The 4,425-nt window shown below is 70.1% G+C and carries 3 protein-coding genes; 2 read left to right on the top strand and 1 reads right to left on the bottom strand.

What is annotated here, in order from left to right:
* Positions 1-999 (bottom strand): LysR family transcriptional regulator (locus QM019_RS12475; protein ID WP_282853278.1); only part of this gene is annotated, 999 nt, incomplete at its 3' end.
* 116 nt (positions 1,000-1,115) lie between these two features.
* Between QM019_RS12475 and QM019_RS12470 the strand changes: the two genes are divergently transcribed.
* Together QM019_RS12470 and QM019_RS12465 are read left to right on the top strand one after the other, a co-directional pair.
* Complete coding sequence (locus QM019_RS12470; RefSeq protein ID WP_282853277.1) at positions 1,116-2,759, top strand: aminotransferase class I/II-fold pyridoxal phosphate-dependent enzyme; 1,644 nt, start codon at positions 1,116-1,118, stop codon at positions 2,757-2,759.
* On the top strand, positions 2,720-4,333 hold the full coding sequence (locus QM019_RS12465; protein WP_282853276.1) for an APC family permease: 1,614 nt from the start codon (positions 2,720-2,722) through the stop codon (positions 4,331-4,333). The genes QM019_RS12470 and QM019_RS12465 overlap by 40 nt, the downstream gene beginning before the upstream one ends.
* Positions 4,334-4,425: the final 92 nt, after the last annotated feature.

Below are 4,425 nucleotides of genomic sequence, written 5' to 3'. Positions count from 1 at the left end.
CCCCCCCCCCCCCCCCCCCCCCCCCCCCCCCCCCCCCCCCCCCCCCCCCCCCCCCCCCCCCCCCCCCCCCCCCCCCCCCCCCCCCCCCCCCCACCCCCCTGCGATGGCGGCGGCGAGGTGCGTGCGCAGCTGCCGCATCGAGAGGCCGGCGCGGCGCGCATCCTTCGGCACGACCGCGAGCAGGGTCCGCGCGAACGACGCGTCGGCGATCGGCACGAGCGCCACGCCCGGCGGCGGCGCCGGCGCCGCGAGCCGCGGCACGAGGCATACCGCGAGTCGCGCGGTGACCATCGCGAGCATCACCTGCATGTCGTCGGTGCGAATCGACACCTCGGGGCGCAGACCTGTCTCTTCGAACGTCGCCATCAGCAGCACATCCATGGGGTCGCGCTCGCTTGACCCGAGCACCCACGGCAGCTCGTGCAGGCTCCGCAGCGCCGCGGTGTCGAGCGACTCGGCCGCGGCGAGCGGGTGGTCGGCGGGTAGCGCGACGTGCAGCGGATCGCGATACACCTCGGACACCTCGAACTCGGGCCGCACCGCGAGCGCGATCGTCGGCACCGAGTACGCGAGCAGCGCGTCGAGCTCGCCGCGGTGCAGGCCGTCGAGCAACTGCGGCACCTCATGCAACACGACCTCGAGCTCGCGGCCGGTGGCCCGCACCCGGGCGACGATCTCGGGCAGCAACGCGGCGGCGGTCGGATAGGTGCCGAACCGCAGGGTCGTGCGGCCGCGGCGCTGCAGTTCGCGCGCATCCGCCACCGCTCGCTCGCTCAGCGCGAGAATCTCGTCGCCGCGCTCGACGAGCAACGCGCCGACCTCGGTCGGGGTGCTGCCGCGCGGCGTGCGCTCGAGCACGGGGCCTCCGACGAGCGCCTCGAGCGCGTGCAGGTGATAGTCGACGGTGGGCTGGCTCCAGGCGAGCGCGCGGGCGGCGCCCGTGACCGAGCCCGCGTCGTGCACGGCGCGCAGGGCTTGCAACTGGCGTAGGTCGAGCATCCGCGCCCCTCTAATAGCACAGCTTTTGCTAACTCCGAGAATAACAGCCTGGGTATGTGAGTCGGCAGGCAGGTGAGGGATTCTGCCGGGGGCTGCTCGGCGGCAGACTTGGCCCCATGTCGATCTCCGAACTCGCCCGCTCAGCTCACCGCGATCTCGACGCGACGCGCGCGCCGGCGCCGAGCGCGGCCCAGCGCACGACGCCGTACGCGGATGCGCTCGAGCGGCACGCGCGCACGGTCTCGACGCAGCTCATGGTGCCGGGCCACGGCGGCACCGCGACCGGCGTGAGCGGGCGCCTCGCCGACTTCTTCGGCGAGCGGCTGCTGCAGCTCGACATTCCGATGCTCGTCGACGACGTCGACCTCGGTGACAACTCGCCCTACGACCAGGCGCTCGCGCTCGCGGCCGAGGCGTGGGGCGCCCGCCGAACCTGGTTTCTCACGAACGGCGCCTCGCAGGCGAACCGCACCGTCGCCCTCGCGCTGCGCGGCCTCGGCGAGGGCATCGTCATGCAGCGCAGCGTGCACTCGAGCTTCATCGGCGGGATGCTCGTCGCCGACCTCGTGCCGAGTTACGTCATGCCGAGCATCGACCACGAGCACGGTGTCGCGCACGGCATCACGCTCGCGGCGCTCGCCGACGCGCTCGAGCGCGCCGACGCCTCCGGCGTGCCGCTCGCCGCGGTCTACGTCGTCTCGCCGAGCTACTTCGGTGCGGCGGCCGACCTCGCCGCCCTTGCCGAGCTCGCGCACGCGCACGGCGTGCCGTTCATTGTCGACGGCGCCTGGGGCCCGCACTTCGGCTTCCACGACGGGCTGCCCGCGTCGCCGATCGCGCTCGGGGCCGACCTCGTTATCTCGAGCACGCACAAGCTCGCGGGCTCGCTGACGCAGTCGGCGATGCTCCATCTCGCCGACGGGCCGTTCGCCGACGCGCTCGAGGCGCAGATCAATCGCGCCATGTCGATGACCGCCTCGACCTCCTCCTCGGCGCTGCTGCGCGCATCCCTCGACATCGCCCGGCACGCGCTCGTGAACGGTCGCGTGCAGATCGGCGCGTCGATCGAGGCCGCGAATGCGTTCCGCGACGTCGTGCGGGCCGATGGCCGCGTCGGCGTGCTCAGCGACTCGTTCGGCCGCTTCGACGACATCGTCGACGTCGACCCGCTGCACATCGTGCTCGACGTGTCTGTCGCCGGGCTCAGCGGGCACTGGGTACGGCAGCAGCTCATCAACCGGCACGCGCTCTTCTTCGAGATGTCGACCGCGACGTCGATCGTCGCAATCGTGGGTGCCGGCAAGGTGCCCGACTACGCGGCCGTGTTCCACGCGCTCATCGAGGTCATCACGTCGCCCGAGGCCACCCTCGTGCGCGGCGAGACGAAGGTCGCGTTCCCGACGCTGCCAGAACCCGGCGCGCTGCGCCGCACCGCACGGCAGGCCTACTTCGCCGACTCGGAGCTCGTCGACGCGAGCGCCGCGATCGGCCGCGTGTCGGCCGACACCCTCGCGGCGTACCCGCCGGGCATCCCGAACGTGATTCCCGGCGAAGAGATCACGGCCGAGACGGTCGCGTTCTTGCAGGCCGTCGCGGCGTCGCCGACCGGGCATGTGCGGGGCGCGATCGAGCCCACCGTGCAGCGGATGCGAGTGCTGCGCGACCGGTACCCCCCGCCGAAATGGCGCACCGACAACGCAGTCTGGAGTAAAACAGTACGATGCCTCGATCGACCCTCGCGCAACAACTGTTTCGGGTGAAGCCCGTTCCTGCCGAACCCGGAACTAGCACGGGGTTGCTGCCTCGCAGTATGGGACTGCTCCAGCTCACGTTCATGGGCGTCGGTGCGACGGTCGGCACGGGCATCTTCTTCATCCTGTCGGAGGTCGTGCCGATTGCTGGCCCGGCGGCGATCTGGTCGTTCGTCATCGCGGGCGCCGTCGCGGGGCTATCGGCGCTCTGCTATGCCGAGCTTTCGAGCAGCGTGCCGGTCGCCGGATCGTCGTACAGCTACGCGTATTCGACGCTCGGCGAACTGCCGGCGATGGGCGTCGCTGCCTGCCTGTTGCTCGAGTACGGGGTCTCGGCCGCCGCTGTGGCGGTGGGCTGGGCGCAGTATGTGAACCAGTTGTTGCTCAACCTGTTCGGCTTTGAGCTGCCGCAGGCGATCTCGGCCGCGTCCGAAGAGGGCGGCGTCATCAACCTGCCCGCAGTGCTGCTCGTCGTTATGTGCATGCTGCTGCTCATTCGCGGTACCTCGGAGTCGGCGATCGCGAACACGATCATGGTGTCGCTCAAGCTCGCCGTGCTCGTGTTCTTTGCTGCGATCGCCGTGACCGGCTGGAACGTCGACAACTTCGCCGAGTTCGCGCCGTTCGGTTTCTCGGGTGTCATGACGGGCGCCGGTATCGTGTTCTTCTCGTACGTCGGGCTGGATGCGGTGTCGACGACGGGCGAGGAGGCGAAGAATCCACGCCGCAACTTGCCGATCGCGATCATCTCGGCCCTCGTCGTCGTCACGGCCGTGTACCTCATGGTCGTCATTACGGCGCTCGGCGCACAGCCGGCCGCCGAGTTCGAGGGGCAGTCGGCGGGGCTCGCCGTGATTCTCGAGCGGATCGTCGGCGCCTCGTGGCCCGGCACGGTGCTTGCGGTCGGCGCGGTCATCTCGATCTTCTCGGTGACGCTCGTCGTGCTCTACGGCCAGACGCGCATCCTTTACGCGATGTCGCGCGACGGCATGGCGCCGCGCATCTTCGGCCGCGTGAACAAGCGCACTGGTACCCCGATCGCGAACACCGTCATCGTCGGGTCGGCGGTCGCGGTGCTCGCCGGAGTGATCCCCATCAACTTCCTCGCCGAGATGACGAGCATCGGCACGCTCATGGCGTTCCTCGTCGTCGCGATCGCCGTCATGGTGCTGCGCCACCGCGAACCCGGCCTCGATCGCAAGTTCCGCCTGCCGCTGCATCCGCTCATCCCGGTGCTCACGGTGGCCGGCTGCGTTTGGATTATCAAGGATCTTCGGCCCATTACCATCCTCATGTTCGCGCTCTGGACTGCCGTCGTGCTCGTCTGGTATTTCCTGGTCGGGCGCAAGAACTCGGTGCTCGGCCGGCAGCTCGAGACCGGCCTGATCGTGCTGGTCGGCCCCGGCAAGTATCGGGCTGGGGATGCCGCTGGCGAGGATGCTACTGCAGGGGATGCTGCTGGCAACGCGGATGCGGCTGCTCGCGCAGCGGTTCTTCGGGGCCCGGACGCTGCGGAAGTGGATGCGATGCGCGCCGACGAGAGCGCGTTGGCCGAGAACCGGAACCGGAAGCCTCGCTCGTAACGACGCTCTCGGCCATAGGCGACCGCCGTTCGCCTGGCTAGCAGGGGGTTGAGTGGTCGTTTTTTGTAGTTCTGGCACCGCCAGAACTACAA

It is taken from the genome of Gulosibacter sediminis (genome assembly GCF_030011715.1).
GTDB lineage: Bacteria > Actinomycetota > Actinomycetes > Actinomycetales > Microbacteriaceae > Gulosibacter > Gulosibacter sediminis.
This window is presented reverse-complemented; position numbering and strand designations above follow the sequence as displayed.

Bases quoted from the DNA above. Each gene is read 5' to 3' on its own strand.
- QM019_RS12470 (WP_282853277.1), top strand. From the start codon at position 1,116: ATGTCGATCTCCGAACTCGCCCGCTCAGCTCACCGCGATCTCGACGCG.
- QM019_RS12465 (WP_282853276.1), top strand. From the start codon at position 2,720: ATGCCTCGATCGACCCTCGCGCAACAACTGTTTCGGGTGAAGCCCGTT.